19 protein-coding genes are annotated in these 19,712 nt (G+C 73.6%); 11 read left to right on the top strand and 8 right to left on the bottom strand.

Features of this window, described 5'->3' with window-relative positions; translation table 11 throughout:
- Positions 1–88: 88 nt before the first annotated feature.
- Genes JOE68_RS22870 through JOE68_RS22885 form a run of 4 tightly spaced genes read left to right on the top strand, consistent with a single transcriptional unit; the run spans position 89 to position 3,657 of the window.
- The gene (locus tag JOE68_RS22870) at positions 89–1,051 is read left to right on the top strand and encodes a branched-chain amino acid ABC transporter permease (RefSeq protein WP_204844334.1); all 963 of its coding nucleotides are present in this window, start codon (positions 89–91) and stop codon (positions 1,049–1,051) included.
- Positions 1,048–2,190: a branched-chain amino acid ABC transporter permease gene (locus JOE68_RS22875; RefSeq protein WP_204844335.1), complete on the top strand. Its 1,143-nt coding sequence runs from the start codon at positions 1,048–1,050 to the stop codon at positions 2,188–2,190. The genes JOE68_RS22870 and JOE68_RS22875 overlap by 4 nt, the downstream gene beginning before the upstream one ends.
- Before the next feature lie 32 nt (positions 2,191–2,222).
- Positions 2,223–2,963, top strand: a complete 741-nt coding sequence (locus JOE68_RS22880) for an ABC transporter ATP-binding protein (RefSeq protein WP_204846241.1) — start codon at positions 2,223–2,225, stop codon at positions 2,961–2,963.
- Positions 2,953–3,657 carry an ABC transporter ATP-binding protein gene (locus JOE68_RS22885; protein WP_204844336.1) on the top strand — a complete coding sequence of 235 codons (705 nt, stop codon included), beginning with the start codon at positions 2,953–2,955 and terminating at the stop codon, positions 3,655–3,657. Before JOE68_RS22880 ends, JOE68_RS22885 begins: the two co-directional genes overlap by 11 nt.
- Before the next feature lie 114 nt (positions 3,658–3,771).
- On the opposite strand, the gene JOE68_RS22890 is transcribed toward JOE68_RS22885, so the two are convergent.
- Together JOE68_RS22890 and JOE68_RS22895 are read right to left on the bottom strand one after the other, a co-directional pair.
- A complete protein-coding gene (locus JOE68_RS22890) occupies positions 3,772–4,326 on the bottom strand; it encodes a DUF4352 domain-containing protein (RefSeq protein ID WP_204844337.1) in 555 nt (184 codons plus the stop codon).
- A complete protein-coding gene (locus JOE68_RS22895; RefSeq protein WP_204844338.1) occupies positions 4,323–4,775 on the bottom strand; it encodes a hotdog fold thioesterase in 453 nt (150 codons plus the stop codon). Before JOE68_RS22895 ends, JOE68_RS22890 begins: the two co-directional genes overlap by 4 nt.
- Before the next feature lie 31 nt (positions 4,776–4,806).
- Between JOE68_RS22895 and polA the strand changes: the two genes are divergently transcribed.
- From polA to JOE68_RS22915, 4 genes are all read left to right on the top strand, one after another.
- On the top strand, positions 4,807–7,476 hold the full coding sequence (gene polA, locus JOE68_RS22900; protein WP_204844339.1) for a DNA polymerase I: 2,670 nt from the start codon (positions 4,807–4,809) through the stop codon (positions 7,474–7,476).
- A gap of 118 nt (positions 7,477–7,594) precedes the next feature.
- Positions 7,595–8,935: an alpha/beta hydrolase family protein gene (locus JOE68_RS22905; RefSeq protein ID WP_204844340.1), complete on the top strand. Its 1,341-nt coding sequence runs from the start codon at positions 7,595–7,597 to the stop codon at positions 8,933–8,935.
- A gap of 118 nt (positions 8,936–9,053) precedes the next feature.
- Positions 9,054–9,650, top strand: a complete 597-nt coding sequence (locus tag JOE68_RS22910) for a P-loop NTPase family protein (protein WP_204844341.1) — start codon at positions 9,054–9,056, stop codon at positions 9,648–9,650.
- Positions 9,647–10,315: a Rossmann-fold NAD(P)-binding domain-containing protein gene (locus JOE68_RS22915; protein ID WP_204844342.1), complete on the top strand. Its 669-nt coding sequence runs from the start codon at positions 9,647–9,649 to the stop codon at positions 10,313–10,315. The genes JOE68_RS22910 and JOE68_RS22915 overlap by 4 nt, the downstream gene beginning before the upstream one ends.
- Positions 10,316–10,489: 174 nt before the next feature.
- Here JOE68_RS22915 and JOE68_RS22920 read toward each other — a convergent pair whose 3' ends face one another.
- From JOE68_RS22920 to JOE68_RS22940, 5 genes are all read right to left on the bottom strand, one after another.
- Complete coding sequence (locus tag JOE68_RS22920) at positions 10,490–11,086, bottom strand: TetR/AcrR family transcriptional regulator (protein ID WP_204844343.1); 597 nt, start codon at positions 11,084–11,086, stop codon at positions 10,490–10,492.
- Positions 11,083–12,978: a YhgE/Pip domain-containing protein gene (locus tag JOE68_RS22925; RefSeq protein WP_204844344.1), complete on the bottom strand. Its 1,896-nt coding sequence runs from the start codon at positions 12,976–12,978 to the stop codon at positions 11,083–11,085. The genes JOE68_RS22920 and JOE68_RS22925 overlap by 4 nt, the downstream gene beginning before the upstream one ends.
- The gene (locus JOE68_RS22930) at positions 12,975–13,862 is read right to left on the bottom strand and encodes an ATP-binding cassette domain-containing protein (RefSeq protein WP_204844345.1); all 888 of its coding nucleotides are present in this window, start codon (positions 13,860–13,862) and stop codon (positions 12,975–12,977) included. Before JOE68_RS22930 ends, JOE68_RS22925 begins: the two co-directional genes overlap by 4 nt.
- A gap of 81 nt (positions 13,863–13,943) precedes the next feature.
- Entirely contained in the window at positions 13,944–14,879 is a 936-nt protein-coding gene (locus JOE68_RS22935; RefSeq protein ID WP_204844346.1) for a GNAT family N-acetyltransferase, read from the bottom strand.
- A 10-nt stretch (positions 14,880–14,889) separates the two neighbouring features.
- On the bottom strand, positions 14,890–15,720 hold the full coding sequence (locus tag JOE68_RS22940) for a class I SAM-dependent methyltransferase (RefSeq protein WP_204844347.1): 831 nt from the start codon (positions 15,718–15,720) through the stop codon (positions 14,890–14,892).
- Between the two features lie 203 nt (positions 15,721–15,923).
- On the opposite strand from JOE68_RS22940, the gene rpsA reads away from it, so the two are divergent.
- The 3 genes from rpsA (at position 15,924) to coaE (ending at position 19,355) form a co-directional block, all read left to right on the top strand.
- Entirely contained in the window at positions 15,924–17,417 is a 1,494-nt protein-coding gene (rpsA, locus tag JOE68_RS22945) for a 30S ribosomal protein S1 (RefSeq protein WP_204844348.1), read from the top strand.
- A gap of 103 nt (positions 17,418–17,520) precedes the next feature.
- Positions 17,521–18,147 carry a hypothetical protein gene (locus JOE68_RS22950; RefSeq protein ID WP_204844349.1) on the top strand — a complete coding sequence of 209 codons (627 nt, stop codon included), beginning with the start codon at positions 17,521–17,523 and terminating at the stop codon, positions 18,145–18,147.
- Between the two features lie 38 nt (positions 18,148–18,185).
- Positions 18,186–19,355 carry a dephospho-CoA kinase gene (gene coaE / locus JOE68_RS22955; protein ID WP_204844350.1) on the top strand — a complete coding sequence of 390 codons (1,170 nt, stop codon included), beginning with the start codon at positions 18,186–18,188 and terminating at the stop codon, positions 19,353–19,355.
- Here coaE and JOE68_RS22960 read toward each other — a convergent pair.
- Positions 19,331–19,672: a DUF402 domain-containing protein gene (locus tag JOE68_RS22960; protein WP_239562321.1), complete on the bottom strand. Its 342-nt coding sequence runs from the start codon at positions 19,670–19,672 to the stop codon at positions 19,331–19,333. The genes coaE and JOE68_RS22960 overlap by 25 nt on opposite strands.
- Between the last annotated feature and the right edge of the window lie 40 nt (positions 19,673–19,712).

The following is a 19,712-nucleotide window of genomic DNA, read 5'->3' on the forward strand; positions in this document are numbered from 1 at the left end:
GGCGTGCCGCCGAGGCGTCGGCGGCTCCCGCTCCCCACCCCTATGGCGAAGAAGTTCTCCCCCGCCCCGTCTCGTGAGGCAACCTGTCATGCTTGATGATTTCCTCAACCAGTTCCTACCCAGCACGGTGGGTGGACTGGTGATCGGCTCGATCTACGCGCTGATCGCCCTGGGCTACACGATGGTCTACGGCGTGCTGCGCCTGATCAACTTCGCGCACTCCGAGATCTTCATGATCGGCACGTTCGCGTCGCTGGTGACCCTGCTCGCGATCGCGCCGACGGCCCCGTTCACCGGGCTCGCCCTCGTCGGCGTCCTGCTGTTGCTGATACTGGTCTCCGCGGTCGCCTCCGGCGCGTCCGCGGTGCTGCTCGAAGCCGTGGCCTACCGGCCGCTGCGCAAGCGGGGCGCGACCCGCCTCGCCGCCCTGATCTCCGCGATCGGCGCGTCGCTGTTCCTGCAGGAGCTGTTCGGCCTGTTCGTGATCGAGTGGCTGATCGACAAGCCGGGCCGCAACCAGGCTTCGGCGCCCCGCATCGTGGCCCGCGACGTCCTGTTCAAGATCGGCAACGCCGAGGTCCGCCTCGACCACGTCATCGTCGTCGTCGCGGCGGTGATCGTGATGGTCGCGCTGGACCGGCTGGTGAACAAGACCCGGATCGGCCGCGGCATCCGCGCCACGGCCCAGGACCCCGAGGCCGCCGTCCTGATGGGCGTGAGCATCGACAACATCGTTCGGGTCACGTTCCTCCTCGGCGGCGCGATGGCCGGTGTGGCCGGCGCCCTCTACGTCATGGAGATCGAGAACACCAACTACATGATCGGCTTCGTCCTGGGCATCAAGGCGTTCACCGCGGCGGTGCTCGGCGGCATCGGCAACCTGCGCGGCGCCCTGATGGGCGGGATCGTGCTCGGCCTCGTCGAGAACTGGGGCGCCATCTTCCTCGGTTCCGAGTGGAAGGACGTCATCGCGTTCACCGTCCTGGTGGTCGTCCTGATGTTCCGCCCGACCGGCATCCTCGGCGAATCCCTTCAGAAGGCACGCGCATGAAAGGCGACGCAGTGACGAGGGAAGACAACCCCACCAAGCGCGGTCGCCTCGCCGGGATCGGGCACGGGATCGACCGCCTGCGGGAGTGGTGGGAGAACGCGAAGGTCTGGCAGCGCTACCTGGTCTACATCCTCCTGGTGGTCGGCGCGCTGATCCTGCCCTCGCCGGCCATCGGGTCGTTCATGTCGCCGGGCTCGGACTGGACGACCGTGCTGATCTACCCGATCGGCACCTACATCCTGCTGGCGGTCGGCCTGAACGTGGTCGTCGGCCAGGCGGGCCTGCTCGACCTCGGGTTCGTCGCGTTCTTCGCGATCGGCGGCTACTCGGTCGCCTACTACGGGGTCAACCACGGCTGGAACTACTGGGCGACGGTCGCCTTCGGGATCATCCTGGCGGCCGTGTCGGGCGTCATCCTCGGCGCGCCGACGCTGCGGCTGCGCGGTGACTACCTGGCGATCGTGACGCTGGGCTTCGGCGAGATCGTCCGCATCACCGCGAACAACACCGACGAGATCGGCGGCGCGCGCGGCATCGCGGGCATCCCGCACCCGCCGCCCATGTTCGGCACGAAGTTCGGCATCCTCGCCGCGCCGTACTACTACCTGATCGTCGCCGCCATCGTGCTGGTCATCATCTTCTCGGTGCGGTTGCAGAAGAGCCGGGTCGGCCGGGCCTGGGCGGCGATCCGGGAGGACGAGGACGCGGCCGAGCTGATGGGCGTGCCGACGTTCAAGTTCAAGCTCCTGGCGTTCGCCATCGGCGCCATGATCGGCGGCCTGGCGGGCGGCATCTACGCCGGCAAGGCCAACTTCATCGAGCCGAACACGTTCCCGTTCATCCTGTCCGCGACGATCCTCGCCGCGGTCGTGCTGGGCGGCTCGGGCAACCTGCCGGGCGTGATCGTGGGCGCGTTCCTCATCGGCTGGCTGCCCGAGCGGTTCCGGGACTTCTCGGAGGCCCGCATCCTGATCTTCGGCGGCGTGCTGGTGCTGATGATGGCGCTGCGGCCGGAGGGGCTGCTGCCCTCGCGCCGGCGCAAGGCGGAACTGCACGAGGGAACGGGCGGGATGGGCACCATGGGTGCCGAGGTCCCCGGGCCGGACACGGATGTCCCGACGACGGAGGCGGCCAAGTGAGCACCCCTGTCCTCCAGCTGGACGGCGTGACGATGCGCTTCGGCGGCGTCACGGCACTGCGCGAAGCGCGCATCAGCATCGCGGAAGGCGAGATCTTCGCCCTGATCGGCCCGAACGGCGCGGGCAAGACCACGGTCTTCAACGTGGTCACCGGCGTCTACCAGCCGACCGAGGGCCAGGTCCTGTTCCGGGGCAGCCGGATCGACGGCGCCAAGCGGTTCAAGATCACCAAGCAGGGGATCGCCCGCACGTTCCAGAACATCCGGCTGTTCCACAACATGTCGGCGCTGGAGAACGTGATGGTCGGCGCGGACGCGCACCACCGGACGGGCGCGGTCGCGGCCACGCTGAACCTGCCGTGGCACCGCAAGGAGGAGCGGCGCGGACGCGAGCTGGCGCGGGAGCTGCTCGACTTCGTGGGCATCTCCGGCCGCATGAGCGAGACGGCGAAGAACCTGCCGTACGGCGACCAGCGCCGGCTGGAGATCGCCCGCGCGCTGGCCACCGACCCGAAGCTGCTGCTGCTCGACGAGCCCGCGGCCGGCATGAACCCGGCGGAGAAGGAAGCGCTGCAGCAGCTCATCCGGAAGATCCGCGACGGCGGTCGGACCGTGCTGCTGATCGAGCACGACATGAGCCTGGTCATGGGCGTGAGCGACCGCGTCGCGGTGCTCGACTTCGGCCAGCTGATCGCAGAAGGGCTGCCGCAAGAGGTGCAGAACGACCCGAAGGTCATCGAGGCGTACCTGGGGGTGTCCGAAGATGCTTCTTGAGCTCCACGACATCCACGTCCACTACGGCAAGATCGCCGCGATCAAGGGCATCAGCCTGGAGGTCAACGAGGGCGAGATCGTCTCCCTGATCGGGGCGAACGGCGCCGGCAAGACGACGACCCTGAAGACGATCTCCGGCCTGCGCCCGCTCAGCAGCGGCAAGGTGATCTTCAACGGCGAGGACATCTCCAAGCTGGCCGGCCACAAGCGGGTGCAGCTGGGCATCGGCCAGTCACCGGAGGGCCGGGGCGTGTTCCCCGGCATGACGGTGCAGGAGAACCTGCTGATGGGCGCGTACACCCGCAAGGACGACCTGAGCGCCGACCTGGCCGAGGTCTACGAGCTGTTCCCGCGCCTGGCGGAGCGCAAGACCCAGTTCGGCGGCACCATGTCCGGCGGCGAGCAGCAGATGATCGCCATCGGCCGGGCGCTGATGACCAAGCCGAAGGTCCTCCTGCTGGACGAGCCGTCGATGGGCCTGGCCCCGATGCTCATCGCGCAGATCTTCGAGATCATCAAGGAGATCAACAAGCGCGGCACGACGGTCCTGCTGGTGGAGCAGAACGCCCAGCAGGCCCTCAAGCTCTCCGACCGCGCCTACGTCCTGGAGACCGGCCGGGTGGTCAAGTCCGCCCCCGGCCTGGACCTGCTGGACGACCCGCAGGTCCGAGCGGCCTACCTGGGCGGCCACTGACCGCCCGGCGCAGGACCACCGAGGCCCGTCGACCCCTGGGGTCGGCGGGCCTCGCCGCACCGGACCGCGCGGCGCCCGAGCCCGCGGCGGACGCGGGCGGACCGGCCCGCGGCCTCACTGGCTGAGCAGGATCTCCGTGCTCGACCGGTCCTGCAGGTCCGTCAGCGTCGGCCCGCCGAACACCCGCAGCGCGAGCGGCTTGGCGTCCTCGGGCAGGTCGTAGTAGACGTCGTACTCCAGCCGCACGTTCGCGCCCAGGTCCAGCACCTCGGGCTGCCGCTTGATCGTCATGGCCTGCGCGTCGACCGCGTGCTCGACCTTCTTGTCGTCCACCAGCACGTGCTTGCGGGCGTCGAACGAGACGCTGCTGCGCCCGTTGTTGACCACGCTCATCCGCACCCGGACGAACTGCCCCCTGGCCTCGAACTCGGCGTGGCTGCCCACCAGCGCGTCCATCCCGGTGGTCAGCCCGAGCAGGGTGAACGCCGTGTCGCCCTCGGAGGCGGTCGGCAGGTGCAGGATCCCCTCGTCCGGCCGGGCCGTCACGCTGGGCACGGGGTAGACCGCCGCCGCCGAGGTGGCCGGGGTCGAGGTCGCCGGCGTCCCGGCGCACCCCGCCACCGCGACCGCGACCGCCGCGACCGCCGCCGCCAGGGCCGCCGACCTCATGCCCGGCTCCCGGGTGTGGCCTCCCGCAGGAAGCACGTCAGCCGCGCCGTGCAGCTGCGCCGCCCCTGGTCGTCGCTGATCACGATCTCGTAGGTCGCCGTGGACCGACCCCGGTGGACGGGCGTGCACACCCCCGTCACGAGTCCCTCGGTCACGCCCCGGTGGTGCGTGCACGACAGCTCCAGCCCCACCGCGATCCGCTCCGGCGCGGCGTGCATGGCCGCGGCGATCGACCCCAGCGTCTCCGCCAGCACCGCGTTCGCGCCGCCGTGCAGCAACCCGTACGGCTGGCGGTTGCCCTTCACCGGCATGGTGCCGACGAGGTGGTCGGCATCCCATCGGGTGATTTCAATGCCCATCCTGGTGGTGAGCTGCTCGTGCTCGACGGCTCGGTCGGCGCCGGGGATGTCCTGCGGTGCTGCGCTCACGTGCTGCTCCACTCGGTGCATGACTGTCGGACCTTCACCCTAGACTCGCCCCGTGAGCACTTCAGAAGCCTCCCGCCTGCTGCTGGTCGACGGCCACTCGATGGCCTACCGGGCGTTCTTCGCGCTGCCCAAGGAGAACTTCCAGACCGGCACGGGCCAGACCACCAACGCGGTCTACGGCTTCACGTCGATGCTCATCAACCTGCTGCGCGACGAGCAGCCCACGCACGTGGCGGTGGCGTTCGACGTCTCGCGCAAGACCTTCCGCACCGACGCCTACGCGGAGTACAAGGCCGGCCGCAGCGCGACGCCGGACGAGTTCCGCGGGCAGGTCAGCCTCATCAAGGACGTGCTGGGCACGCTCAACATCCCCACCCTGGCGAAGGAGGACTACGAGGCCGACGACGTCATCGCGACGCTCACCACCCAGGCCACCGACCTCGGCTACGAGGTCCTCATCTGCACCGGCGACCGGGACGCCCTGCAGCTGGTCAACGACCGGGTGACGGTGCTCTACCCGGTCAAGGGCGTGTCCGAGATGGCCCGCTACACCCCCGAGCTGGTGCTGGAGAAGCAGGGCGTCGAACCCGCCCGGTACGCCGACTACGCGGCGGTGCGCGGCGACTCCTCCGACAACCTGCCCAACACCCCCGGCGTCGGCCCGAAGACGATCGTGAAGCTGCTCAACCGGTTCGGCTCGCTCGACGGCCTGATCGACCACGTCGACGAGGTGCCCGGCAGGGTCGGCGAGGCCCTGCGCGCCAACCTGCCCAACATCATGCTCAACCGGCAGCTCACCGAGCTGGTCCGGGACGTGGAGCTGCCGGTCGGCCCGGCGGAGCTGGCGACCCGGCCGTGGGACCGCGACGCGGTGCACCGCCTGTTCGACGAGCTGGAGTTCCGCGTCCTGCGCGACCGGCTGTTCGCGACGCTGTCCACCGCCGAGCCCGAGGCCGAGGAGGGCTTCGAGGTCACCGGCGGCGCCGTGGCCCCCGGCGAGCTGGCGGCCTGGCTCGACGCCCACGCCCGGTCCGGCCGCGTCGGCCTGGCGCCGCGCGTGGTCGGCGGCGACCTGGAGGGCATCGCCCTGGCCGGCGGCGAGGGCGGCTACGTCGAGGTCGCCACCCTCACCGAGGAGGACGAGAACGCGCTCGCCGCGTGGCTGGCCGACGAGGCGGTCCCCAAGGCCGGGCACGACCTCAAGCTCCCGCTGCGGGCGCTGCGCGCGCGCGGCTGGGAGCTGGCCGGCCTGACCAGCGACACCGCGCTCGCGGCCTACCTCGTCCGGCCCGGCCAGCGCAGCTTCGCGCTGGACGACCTCGCCCTGCGCTACCTCCAGCGGGAGCTGCGGGCCGAGGAGCCCGACGACGGCCAGCTGTCCCTGCTCGCCGACGAGGACGAGGAGCGGCAGAAGACCGCGCAGGCGGCGATCGTCCGCGCGTTCGCGGTGTCCGAGCTGGCCGACGCGCTGGACGCGCAGCTGGCCGAGACCGGCCAGGACACCCTGCTGGCGACCCTGGAGCTGCCGCTGATGGCCGTGCTGGACGAGGTCGAGGCGGTCGGCATCGCGATCGACTCCGAGCACCTCGCGGCGCTGGAGGCGCACTTCGCCGCGGGGGTCAAGCAGGCCGCGCAGGACGCGTACGCGGTGATCGGCAAGGAGATCAACCTCGGCTCGCCCAAGCAGCTGCAGGCGGTGCTGTTCGACGAGCTGAAGATGCCGAAGACGAAGAAGACCAAGACCGGCTACACCACCGACGCGGACGCCCTGCAGAACCTCTACGAGCAGACCGAGCACCCGTTCCTGCAGCACCTGCTGGCGCACCGGGACGTGACGCGGCTGAAGTCGACGGTGGACGGCCTGCTCAAGTCGGTGGCCGACGACGGCCGCATCCACACCACGTTCCACCAGACCATCGCGGCGACCGGGCGGCTGTCCTCGACCGACCCGAACCTGCAGAACATCCCGATCCGCACCGAGGAGGGCAGGCGCATCCGCCAGGCGTTCGTCGTCGGCCCCGGCTACGCGGAGCTGATGACGGCCGACTACAGCCAGATCGAGATGCGGATCATGGCGCACCTGTCGGAGGACGCGGGCCTGATCGAGGCGTTCCGGTCGGGGGAGGACCTGCACACGTTCGTCGCCTCGCGCGCGTTCTCGGTGCCCACCGCGGAGGTGACCGCCGAGCAGCGCCGCCGCGTCAAGGCGATGTCCTACGGGCTGGCGTACGGCCTGTCGGTCTACGGCCTGGCGCAGCAGCTGCGCATCTCGGCGGAGGAGGCGCGGGAGCAGATGGAGGCGTACTTCGCGCGGTTCGGCGGGGTGCGCGACTACCTGCACGCGATCGTGGAGGACGCCCGGGGCAAGGGCTACACCGAGACCATCCTCGGCCGCCGCCGCTACCTGCCCGACCTGAACAGCGACAACCGGCAGCGCCGGGAGATGGCCGAGCGGATGGCGCTCAACGCGCCGATCCAGGGCTCCGCGGCGGACATCATCAAGGTGGCGATGCTGGGCGTGTTCCGCGCGCTGCAGGAGTCCGGGCTGCGGTCGCGGATGCTGCTGCAGGTGCACGACGAACTGGTGCTGGAGATCGCCGAGGGCGAGCGCGAGGCGGTGGAGGCGCTCGTGCGGGAGCAGATGGGGCGGGCCTACGAGCTGTCGGTGCCGATGGAGGTCTCCGTCGGCGTCGGCCGGTCCTGGGACGACGCGGCGCACTGAGCGGTGGCCGGGCCGGGGGCGGGTGACCACCCCCGGCCCTTGAGGGGCGCGACCGCCCGTGCGGCCCGCGAGCCCGGCGGCGGCTTGCGCCGGTGCCGCCGATGACCACAATCGAGTGATGCGACGGGTACTGGGGTCGGTCTTCGCCCTGATCCTGCTGTTCGCCCTGCCGGTGGCCGCCGCGCCGGTCGCTCCGCCGGCCCCGCCGTCGGCGGCGGAGCCCGGCGGGACACCCCCGGACCGGCCGCTGCCCGGCTACGCGATCTCGAACCCGCCGCTCGCGCCGGCCCTCGTCGGCGGCGAGCCCAGCCGGGTGGAGCAGGGCGTGCACCGGCACGCCGCCTACACCGCGGAGGTCCCGCCCCGCTGGAACGGCCGGCTCGCGCTGTGGGCGCACGGCTACCGGGGCCCGTCCGCGACCCTGACCGTCGAGCCGCCGCCCCACGGCCTGCGGCAGCGGCTGCTGGACCAGGGCTTCGCGTGGGCGGCGTCGAGCTACTCCGCCAACGGCTACGACGTGAAGGCGGGCGTCGAGAGCACCCGCGACCTGGCCGGGCACTTCGCCGCGCTGGTGGGGCAGCCCCGCGACGTGTTCCTGGTCGGGGCCTCGATGGGCGGCCACGTGATCGCCCGCTCGCTGGAGCAGCACCCCGGCTCCTACCGGGGCGCGCTGGCGCTGTGCGGCGCGCTCGGCGACCACGAGCTGTTCGACTTCTTCCTCGACCACCAGCTCGTGGCGCAGGCCCTGGCCGGGGTCGACGCGTTCCCGCTGCCCGCCGACTACCTGTCGACCCGGGTGCCGCTGATCAAGGCCAACCTCGGGCTGGACGGCACGCCGAACGAACGCGGCCGGCAGTTCGCCCGGGTGGTGGTCGAGCGCAGCGGCGGCGAGCGGCCGGGCGCGCAGGCGGCCTTCGCGCACTGGCGGGACTTCCTGTTCGGCCTCCCCGCCGTGCGCACCGGCGACGACCTGGCCACCGACCCGCTCCGGATCGCGACCAACGCCTCCACCCGCTACGCGCCCACCACGCCGGTCGACCTGAACCGCGAGGTGGAGCGGGTGCCCCCGCAGGACCCGCGGGCCCGGCAGACCCCGGAGCTGACCGCCATCCCGCGCGTCGAGGGCCGCCCGAGCGCCCCGGTGCTGTCCCTGCACGGCCTGGGCGACCTGTTCGTGCCGTTCTCGATGGAGCAGCGCTACCAGCGGGAGGTGCGGGACAACGGCCGGTCCGACCTGCTGGCGCAGCGCGCGATCCGGACCGTCGAGCACTGCGAGTTCAGCCCGGCGGAGGTGGGCCGGGCCTGGGACGACCTGGTGGCCTGGGCCGACACCGGCCGGCGGCCGGCGGCGGACGTCGTGGACGACCCCGCCGCCGTGGCCGCCGCGGACTACGGGTGCCGGTTCAGCGACCCCGACGCCTACGGCACCGGCACCCGCGGGTCGTTCCCGCGCTGCTAGCGGTCGGGGCGCGGTCCACTGTGGAGGCCGCCGGGCGTTGCCCGTCGGGGTGCCGCCCGATCGGGTGCCGGGCGCGCTGCGCCGCCGGGGGCTTGCGGCGCGACGGTAGCCTTTCCCGGTGCCGCTGTTAGGAGCCGCCGACGAGTTGCCGCACCCACCGGCACGCGTGCTGGTCGCGGGCACCTCGGGCGCCGGGAAGTCGACGATGGCCAGGCGCGTCGCCGACGCCCTCGGCCTGTCCTACGTGGAGATGGACTCGCTGTTCCACGGTCCGCAGTGGACCCCGCGGCCGGAGTTCGAGGCCGACGTGCGCGAGCTGGTCGCGGGCGAGGAGTGGGCGACCGAGTGGCAGTACTCGGCGGCCCGCCCGCTGCTGCTGGCCCGGGCCGACACGCTGATCTGGCTGGACCACCCCCGGCGCACCGTGCTGCGCCGGGTGACCGTGCGCACGGTGCTGCGCCGGGTCCGCCGCCAGGTGCTGTGGAACGGCAACACCGAGCCGCCCCTGCGGACGGTGTTCACCGACCCGGAGCACCTGCTGCGCTGGGCGTGGCGGTCGCACGGCCGCAACCGCGAGCGCGTCGCGGCGCTGCCGGCCGGGCGGGACGGGGAGCGCCTGGCGGTGGTGCGGCTGCGCGGGCAGCGCGAAGTGGACCGATGGTGCGCCGGGCCCCTCCGGCGCGCGGCGGAGCGGGGAGAGGAGCCGGTGCGGTGAGCGGGCGGACGGCGCTGGTGCTCGGTGGCACCGGCATGTTGACGGGTTGCGCGGACGACCTGCTGGCCCGGGGCTGGCAGGTGGTGCTGCCCTCGCGGCGCCCGCCGCGGGCGGGCGCCGCGGCGCGGGCCGCCCTGGGCCGCCGCGGGCACGTGCCGCAGCCGGGCGCCGGGTCGGCCGACGGCCACCCGGCGGGGTCGCCGGGCGGGCGGCCCGACGCGCGCGGGGACGGGCGGCCGGGGGACGGGCGCCGGGGCGCCGCGACGTGGGTGCGGGCGGACTGGGCCCGCCCCGGCGAGCTGGCCGACCGGGTCCGCGGGGTGCTGCCCGCGCCCGCCGACCTGCTGGTGGCCTGGGTGCACACCAGCTACCGCGAACCGGTGCTGCGGGCCGTCGCGCCGCTGCTGGCGCCGACCGCGCCCGTGGTCGAGGTGCACGACAGCCGCGCCATCAGCTCCCGGCAGGGCGTGCCCGCGCCGATCCTGGCCGGCCACCCCACCCAGCAGGTGGTGCTGGGCTTCGTCCGGCACGGCGGCGGCACCCGCTGGCTCAGCCACGAGGAGATGTCCGCCGGCGTGCTGGCGGCGGTGCGCCGGGCCCTGGACGGCAAGCCCGCGGCGGTGCACCAGGTCGGCCAGGTCGACACCTGGGTCGCGCGCTCCTGACCCCGGCGCGGCCGGGACCGGGACCTCGCCGGGCCGGACCGCACGGTGCCGGACCGCACGGTGCCGGACCGCACGGTGCCGGACCGCACGGTGCCGGACCGCACGGTGCCGGACCGCGCGGGACCGGGCCGCACGGGACCCGACCTCACCGGGCCTGCCTCACCGGACCGGATCTCACCGGGCCGGCCGCAGCCCCCGCACCAGCAGCAGCACCGCTTCCCGCACCTCGGCCGGGGACCGGTCGGGCTGGAACACCTGCCAGTCCAGCGCGACCACCAGCAGGGTGCCGAACAGCGCCGCCGACGCCGTGCCGACCTGCACGCCGTCGGGCAGCCGGCCCTCGTCGGACAGCCGCTGCATCTGCCCGCGCACGATGGAGACGATGTCGTCGCGCAGCAGGCTCAGCGTCCCGTGCCACTGGCCCGGCGTCCGCCACAGCTCGCTGACCAGCAGCTGCCCGAACGCGGGGTACTCGGCGAAGAACCCCAGCACCCCGTCGACCAGCGACTCCAGCGCCCGCTCGGTCTCCGCCTCGCCCTCGGCGGCCCGCAGCCGCCCGGCCAGCAGCTCCACCCCGTGCCGCAGCAGGGCGTCCACCAGGGCGTCCTTGCTGGCGAAGTTGTAGTACACGGTGCCCTTGGCGACCCCGGCCTCGGCGGCGATCTCGTCGACCGTCACGCTCGCCGCGCCGCGTTCACCCACCAGCCGCAGCGCGGCGTCGAACAGCTTCTGCTTGGTGGCGGCGGTGCGGCCGGCGCGGTTGCCGGTCACAGCACCAGTTCGGGTTCGAGGCGAGACGGGGTCCACACCCGCTGCTTGTACGCGGCCAGCGTCGACAAGGCAAGGGACCCCACCAGGTAGGCCGCCAGGACCAGCACGTCCTTGCCGACGCCGCTGAGCTGCCCGCCGTACATCAGGTGCCGCAGCCCGTCGACTGCGTAGCCCATGGGCAGCCCGTAGTGCAGCGGGTACAGCGGCTCGGGGATGGTCTGCCACGGGAACGTCCCGCCCGCGCTGACCAGCTGGAGGATCAGCAGCACCAGGCCGACGAACTTCCCGACCGCGCCGAGCAGGGCGTTGAGCGCGTGCAGCAGCGCCACGAACGACGCGGAGGCCAGCAGCAGGAAGCCCAGGGTCCCCCACGGGTGCGTCGGCCGGATGTCGACCACCAGCGCCACCACCGCGAGCATGATCACCACCTGCGCCGCGCCCAGCAGCACGCCCGGCAGCCACCCGCCCAGCGCGACCCGCAGCGGGTTCTGCGAGGCCGCCAGGCCGCGCCGGGAGAACGGCTTGAGCAGCAGGAACAGCACGAACGCGCCGATCCAGGTGGCCAGGCCGAGGAAGAACGGGGCGAGCCCGGCCCCGTAGCTGCCCGCCGACGTCTGGCTGACGCCGCGGACGTTCACCGGGTCGCCGATGGTGTTGGCCGTCGACTCGCGGGTGGGGTCGTCCGGGTTCGGGATCTGCGCGACGCCCTCGTTGAGGCCGTCGCGCAGCTGGTTCGCGCCGGTCACGAGCTGCTGCTCGCCGTCGCGCAGCGCGATCGCGCCGTCGCGCAGCTGGGCGTTGCCGTCGGCGACCTGCTTCGCCCCGTCGGTGAGCTTGACGATCGCGTCGGTCAGCGCGGGCGTGGCCGCGGCCAGCTGCGCCGCTCCGCCGGCGACCTGCTGCGCGCCGTCGGCCAGGGTCCGCAGCTCGCCCGCGGCGCCCTGCACCCGGCCGTTGGCCTCGTCCAGCGGGGTGCGGGCGTCCTTGAGCGCCAGGACCACGTGCTGGACCTGCTCCTCGGTGAAGCCGGCGGCGCGCAGGCGGTTGGCGACGTCGCCGTTGAACTGGTCGAGCCGCCCGATGAGGGCCTGGGCCTTGGCCGCGTAGTTCTCGGCGGTCTGCGCGACGGTCTCGTTGCCGTCGGCGACCTGCTTCGCGCCGTCGGCCAGCTGCTGCGCCTGCACCGGCAGGTCCTTGGTCTTCCCGCGCAGCTCCAGCAGCCCGTCGGAGAGCTGCTTCGCGCCGTCGGCCAGCGGGCCCGCGCCGTCGACGAGCTTCTGGCTGCCGTCGAGGGCGCCCTGCTGGCCGGTGGCGAGCTTCGTCGCGCCGTCGGCGGCCTCGACGGTCTTCTGGCGGATCGTGGAGAACCCGAGCAGCAGCCGGTCGGCCGCCTCCGAGCCCACCTCCACCGACACCGACCGCCGCACCTCGGTGACCACCTGGTTGGCGATGGTGGAGCCGAGGTAGTTGTTCGCGTCGTTGGTGGTCAGCATGATCACGCCCTGCCGGGGCTGGAACTCGCCGGAGGACAGCAGGGCCTGGGAGAAGTCCTCGGGCAGGGTCAGCGCGAACGTGTAGGTCCCGTTGCGCACGCCCTCCTCGGCCTGCTCGGGGTCGACCCGCCGCCAGTCGAACCGGTGGCCGCTCACCAGCTCGTCGGCCACGTCCTGCCCGGCGTGCTTGACCGTGCCGTCGCTCGCGGTCGCGCCCTTGTCCGCCACGACCAGCGCGGCCGGCACCTGGTGCAGGTTCGCGTACGGGTCCTTGTTCGCGTACAGGTACAGCGCCGCGTACAGCAGCGGGACCAGGGCCAGCGCCACCACGGCGAGCTTGGGCAGCTTCCCGGCCGTGATGCGGCGCAGTTCGCTCAACGCCATCCGCAGGGCGGTCACGACGTCTCCTCGGGTTCTCGGGCGGCGGCCGGCAGCTCGACGGTGCGGTCGACAGGTCGGTCGGTGGCGCGCTCGGCGGTGCGGTCGGCGGCGTGCCCGGCGGTGCGGTCGGTGGCGCGGTCGGCGTGGCGCGGCGCGGCGGCGGCCGGCAGCTCGACGGGCAGCTCGACCGGGCGGTCGGCGCGGCGCGGCGCCGCGGTGGCCCCGGCGGGTCGCCCGGCGCCCGCGGCGGTCAGCCGGGCCGTGTCGAGCGGGCCGGTGGGCACGTCGACCGGGACGACGTTGTCCGCGCCCAGCCGCGCGGCCGGCACGTCCAGCACGGCGGCGGAGGTGGTGGTGCACAGCACCACCACCGACAGGTGCGGGGTGACGCGCCGGCGCGCGGCGGCCCACCAGCCCGCCGGGTCGCCGTGGTAGCGGTCGGGGGAGTCCAGGACCAGCACCCGCGCGCCCGGCCGCCCGGCGGCCAGCTCCAGCATCAGCGAGCACCGGGACTCGGCGGGCACCTGGTCGAACCGGGCGTCCGCGAACTCCTCCGCCCCGCGCTCGACCAGCCAGTCGGCCACGGCCTTGCGCCCGGCGCGCCGCCCGTTCATGGCCAGCTCCTCGCCGACCACCGCGGCCAGCGGCATCGAGCCCTCGGGCTCGTTGACCTCCGGCGAGTCCACCAGGACGACGTGCTTGCGCAGCTCGGCGGCGTTCGGCGTGACGGTCCCGGCGCCGGGGCGCAGCCGCCCGGACAGCAGCAGGGCGAAGGCGGTGTGCCCGGCGCCGGGCGGGCCCGCCACGAGCACGGCCTCGCCCGCCGGCACGCGCAGGCTGGTCGGCTTGAGCAGCGGGCCGTGCGGCCCGGTGGCGCCGACCCGCTGGGCGTGGATCTCCACGGCGGACCCCTTCTTTGAACTGACTGGTCAGTACAAATAGTGGCGCAGCCGGAGGGCGCTCGCAAGCGGAGCGGCTGTGACCTACCGCAAGGCCCCCGCCGGGCGGACCTCCCACGCGGTCCACAGTGGACGGTACCCCTGCCGCGGCCAGAACACCGAGGAGAGCGGGTTCGGCGGGTTGTAGTAGAGGTAGCTGCCGACCGCGCCCAGCCGGTGCAGCTCGCGGTGCGCGTGCGCCATCAGCTGCCGGCCCACACCGCCGCCGCGGGCCCCCGGCAGCACGGACACGCAGTTCACGTACCCCCACCGACCCGGCGGTAAGCGGGTCGCCGGCGCGTTCCCCGGTTCGGAGGTCACCAGGGCGCACTCGGCCAGCCCCACCGCGATCCCGTCCCGCTCGGCCAGCCACACCGGGCCGCCCGCCGCCAGCCGCTCGGCCAGCGCGCGGCGCTTGAGCCCGGCCGCCTCCGGGCGGTCGACCGTCGAGCCGACCAGCGCCGAGTAGCGCAGCTCGGCCAGCGCCAGGGTGAGCACCGCCTCCAGGTCGGCGGGCGTCGCCCGGCGCACGGCCACCGGCGACCGGGCGCCGGTCGGCCGCTCGGGCGGCGCGGCCCGGCGCACGGCGACCACCGACAGCGGCACCAGGCCGTGGTCGAGCAGGGCCCGCGCCGCCTCGGCGTCCCGGCTCGGCCAGGTCAGCACGCACGCCGAGTCCCGCTCGGCCGGGGCCACCCGGTCCATCCGCCGCCGCCACGCCCGCAGCAGCGCGTCCATGCCCACCCCGCCCGCGCCGCCCAGCAGCGGCGTCAGCTCCCACACCTCGGTCGCCGACCACAGGCGGGCCGCCGAGGACCGGTCGTGCACCTGCCGCTGGAGCACGCCCGCGACCCGCGTGCCGTCCGGCAGCGCCGCGGTGACGACGTCGCCCTCCGGCGGCGCGGCCACCGCGGGCAGCAGCGGGTCGAGCCCCGCGAAACGCGCGCTCTGCGCCTCCACCAGCCCCCGACTGACGGTCATGCCGGGCAGGTTACGGCTTGCGCGTCCGCATGATCGCGGTGCCGGGGAACAGCCGGCCGCGCAGCGGGCTCCACTGGCCCCACGTCCGGGTGTGCCCGGCGGGCCACTCCGGCTCGACCACGTCCAGCAGCTCCAGACCCGCGCCGACCAGCGCGCGGACGTAGTCGCCCAGGGTCCGGTGGTGCTCGACGTAGGTCGCCCGGCCCGCGTCGTCGACCTCGACGTAGGGCGTGCGGTCGAAGTAGGACTGCGTCGCGGTGAGGCCGCCCGGCCCCGGGTCGTCCGGGAATATCCACCGGATCGGGTGAGTCACGGAGAACACCCACGGCGCGCCCGGCCGCAGCACGCGGGCCACCTCGCGGAACACCTCGCCCACGTCGGCCACGAACGGCACCGCGCCGAACGCCGAGCACGCCGCGTCGAAGCTCGCGTCGGCGAACGGCAGCTGGTCCGCGCTGGCCTGCACCAGGGGCACGGCGACGCCGGTGCCCGCGTTGCCCGCCGCGGCGTGCCGCAGCATCCCGGCGGAGAGGTCGAGCGCGACCGGGCGCGCGCCGCGCGAGGCCAGCCAGCGGGAGCACGGCGCGGAGCCGCAGCCGACCTCCAGCACCCGCCGCCCGCGCACGTCGCCGAGGTAGCCCGCCTCCTCCTCGCGCACGCCCTCCGGGCACCACACGAAGTCCGCCGCGCCCAGGAACGCGCCGTGCTCGGCGTGGTAGTCGTCGGCGTCGGCGTCCCACCAGGCGCGGTTGGCGGCCCGCGACTCCGCCGCGTCGGCGTCCCGCTTGGCGATGCCCGTCGTGCCCAGCGCCAGTTCGGCGCTCGCGTGCTGGTCGGACACACTGCTCCTTCGGGGTCGCGGGCCCGGTCGCCGGTTTGCCCGCCGGTCGTCGAGGCGCGTACGATACCGCCCGCGTAGTGGGTTCGCGCTGCCCATGATCGGTATGCACGTCACGGGATCGGTCGTCGGGGGAAGCCTTGCCTCCCGCGCAGCGTTGCACCCAAGGCCAGACAACCCCAATCCGTACCGGAGCCACCCACCTAATGTCCACCGACACCACCACTGTCCCGGCTGCTACCGCGCCGAAGCAGATCGCTATCAACGATATCGGGACGGAGGAGGACTTCCTCGCCGCCATCGACAAGACCATCAAGTACTTCAACGATGGCGATATCGTCGAGGGCACCATCGTCAAGGTCGACCGGGACGAGGTCCTGCTCGACATCGGCTACAAGACCGAGGGCGTCATCCCCTCGCGCGAGTTGTCGATCAAGCACGACGTCGACCCCAACGAGGTTGTGAAGGTCGGTGACGAGGTCGAGGCCCTCGTCCTCCAGAAGGAGGACAAGGAAGGCCGGCTGATCCTCTCCAAGAAGCGCGCCCAGTACGAGCGCGCCTGGGGCACCATCGAGGCCCTCAAGGAGAAGGACGAGCCGGTCAAGGGCACGGTCATCGAGGTCGTCAAGGGTGGTCTCATCCTGGACATCGGCCTCCGCGGCTTCCTCCCCGCCTCGCTGGTCGAGATGCGCCGCGTGCGCGACCTGCAGCCCTACGTCGGCCGCGAGCTCGAGGCGAAGATCATCGAGCTGGACAAGAACCGCAACAACGTGGTCCTGTCCCGCCGCGCGTGGCTGGAGCAGACCCAGTCCGAGGTCCGCAGCGAGTTCCTCAACCAGCTGCAGAAGGGCCAGGTCCGCAAGGGCGTCGTGTCCTCCATCGTCAACTTCGGCGCCTTCGTGGACCTGGGTGGCGTGGACGGCCTGGTGCACGTCTCGGAGCTGTCCTGGAAGCACATCGACCACCCGTCCGAGGTTGTCGAGGTCGGCCAGGAGGTCACGGTCGAGGTCCTGGACGTCGACATGGAGCGCGAGCGCGTCTCGCTCTCGCTGAAGGCGACCCAGGAAGACCCGTGGCGCCAGTTCGCCCGCACCCACGCGATCGGCCAGATCGTGCCGGGCAAGGTCACCAAGCTCGTGCCGTTCGGCGCGTTCGTCCGGGTGGACGAGGGCATCGAGGGCCTGGTCCACATCTCCGAGCTGGCCGAGCGCCACGTGGAGATCCCGGAGCAGGTCGTCCAGGTCGGCGACGACGTGATGGTCAAGGTCATCGACATCGACCTGGACCGCCGCCGGATCTCGCTGTCGCTCAAGCAGGCCAACGAGGGCTTCACGGTCGACTCCGAGTTCGACCCGACCCAGTACGGCATGGCCGCCGAGTACGACGACCAGGGCAACTACATCTACCCCGAGGGCTTCGACCCGGAGACCCAGGAGTGGCAGGAGGGCTTCGACAAGCAGCGCGAGGAGTGGGAGCGGCAGTACGCCGAGGCCCACACGCGCTACGAGGCCCACATGAAGCAGGTCGCGAAGGCCGCGGCGGCCGAGGAAGAGGCGGCGGGGGAGACCAACTACTCCTCCGGCGGCGACGCCCCGGCGGCGGCGACCGGCGGCACCGGCGCCCCGGCCCAGGCCGGCGGCACCCTGGCCAGCGACGAGCAGCTGGCCGCGCTGCGCGAGAAGCTGTCGGGCGGCGCCTGAGAGCACCACGGGCCCGTCCCGGGTCCGCGTCCCACCGGAGGCCAGGGGCCCCGCACCGCTCGCGGTGCGGGGCCCCTGGTCCGCGCGTTACATTGGGTGTGCTATGGGCGCGCGATTCGGGCTCGGGACGACTGCGGCGGCCGCGGTGGCGGCCCTGGTGGCCTGTGCCGCCCAGGAGCCCGCGGCCCCGCCCGCCCCGCCGCCCCAGATCCCGACCATCGCCGCGCCCACCTCGGCGTCGCGGGCCGCGGTCATGACCGACCGCGAGCTGCCCGACGACTGCGAGCTGATCGTCCCGGTCGAGGTGGTGAACCAGCGGATCGGGCGGGAGATGGCGGGTGAGCTGAAGCAGATCACCGGCATCCCCGAGCCGTCGCTGGGGCGGACGGCGAAGGTCGACTGCTACTACGACGTCGGCGAGCACCAGGAGATCACCTCCGCGCCGCTGATCATCGGGCTGGCCACCTACGCCGACCCGCCCACCGCCACCGAGCGGGTCCGCGACAGCGTGCAGGCCGAGCGGGAGGCGGGCGGCGCGGTGACCGAGGTGGACGTCGGCCCGCAGAAGGGCTTCCTGATCAGCACCGGCGACCAGCGGCTGCTGGTGGGGTCGCTGGGCAAGACCACGTTCGTGACGCGGGCCAGGGCCGGGTTCGTGCCCGAGGAGCACGTGCGCCCGGTGCTCAGCGACCTGGCGGCCCGGTCGATGACCCCGACCGAGGGCATCTGACGCCACCCGCGCGGCCGGCTGCGGGCAGACTGTGGACCATGTTGCGCGTGGGCCTCTCGGGGGGCATCGGGTCGGGGAAGTCGACGGTCGCGGGCAGGCTCGCCGAGCACGGGGCGGTGGTGGTCGACGCCGACCGCCTGGCCCGCGAGGTGGTCGCACCCGGCACGCCGGGCCTCGCGGAGATCGCCGAGGCGTTCGGCGCGGGGGTCCTGGACCCCTCCGGCGCGCTGGACCGGGCCGCGCTCGCCGCGAAGGTGTTCAGCGACGACGGGGCCCGCGCCACCCTGAACGGCATCACGCACCCGAGGATCGCCGCCCGCACCGCCGAGCTGGTCGCCGCCGCGCCCGAGGACGCGGTCGTGGTGCACGACGTGCCCCTGCTGGTGGAGAACGGGCTGGCCCCGAACTACCACCTGGTCGTGATCGTGCACGCCGACCCGGAGCAGCGGGTCCGGCGGCTGGTCGCGCGGGGGCTGACCGAGCAGGACGCGCGCAGCCGGATGGCCAAGCAGGCCGACGACGCGGCGCGGCGGGCGGTGGCCGACGTCTGGCTGGACAACTCGGGCACGCCCGACCTGGTGTCGGCGCTGGTGGACGCGCTGTGGGCCGACCGGCTCGTCCCCTACGAGGCGAACGTGCGGCTCCGGCGCTACGCCGCCGGGCCGCCGGTGGTCGTGCCCCACGACCCGACGTGGCCGGAGCAGGCCGCCCGGGTCGGCCGCCGGATCGGGGTCGCGGCCGGTGGCCGCCGGGTGGAGCACATCGGGTCCACGTCGGTGCCCGGCCTGGCGGCGAAGGACGTGCTCGACCTCCAGCTGGGCGTGCGGTCGATGGCGGAGGCCGACGACCTCGCCGACGCGCTGGGCCGGGCGGGCTTCCCGGCGCTGGGCGCCGCCGGGGACACCCCGAAGCACGGCGACCCGGCGGAGTGGGAGAAGCGGCTGCACGCCGGGGCCGACCCGCAACGGCGGGTGAACCTGCACGTCCGCGTCGAGGGCGGGCCGGCGTGGGAGTGGTCGCTGCGGTTCCGGGACTGGCTGCGCGCCGACCCGGCGGCCCGGCGGGAGTACGAGGAGCTGAAGCTCGACCTGTCCCGGCGGCACGCGGGCGACGCCGACGGCTTCGCCTACGGCGAGGCCAAGGAGCCGTGGATGGCCGCCGCCGCGGCGCGCGTGGAAGCCTTCTACAGGGCCGGCCAGACGTCGTAGATGCCCCGGTGGGTCAGCCAGGAGCCGAGGTCGTGGCGGTGCAGGCTGACCTGCTCCAGCGTCCGGTGCACGGTGCTCAGGGCCTGGTCGGCGTCGTCGGGCCCCAGCACCCCGCCGGCCACTGCCGCCGCGAACTCCTCGGAGCGCACGATGCGGGCGGTGGTGCCGCCGGGTACCGCGAGGCCGAGCAGCAGGTCGGTGGTGCGCCACGAGCGCCCGTCCCGCTCCACCCGGACGGCGCTGAGCACGCTGGGCCCGCCGCGCGAGTGGCGCGAGCGCGGGCGGTGGTGGGTGAGCCGCAATCCCAGTTCCGGCATCAACCAGGTGATTTCGGAATCCGAGAACGGGTCTTCCGGG

Source organism: Saccharothrix algeriensis (assembly GCF_016907655.1).
GTDB classification, from domain to species: domain Bacteria; phylum Actinomycetota; class Actinomycetes; order Mycobacteriales; family Pseudonocardiaceae; genus Actinosynnema; species Actinosynnema algeriense.